A 236-nucleotide genomic window follows, 5' to 3' on the forward strand; every position below is an offset into this window, starting at 1 on the left:
ATGGCCAAGGGCGAGTTTATCCGGACGAAGCCTCACGTGAACGTGGGGACGATTGGGCACGTGGACCACGGGAAGACGACGTTGACGGCGGCGTTGACGTTTGTGGCGGCGGCGGAGAACCCGAATGTGGAGGTGAAGGACTACGGGGAGATTGACAAGGCGCCGGAGGAGCGTGCGCGGGGGATTACCATCAACACGGCGCATGTGGAGTACGAGACGGCGAAGCGGCACTATTC

Annotated in this window: 1 protein-coding gene; it reads left to right on the top strand. The window is 62.3% G+C overall.

Annotation, left to right across the window (positions count from 1 at the left end):
• Positions 1-236 (top strand): GTP-binding protein (locus ACYQ0J_RS13885; RefSeq protein ID WP_460172642.1); only part of this gene is annotated, 236 nt, incomplete at its 3' end.

The sequence above is a fragment of the Thermus sp. FJN-A genome, assembly GCF_054655095.1.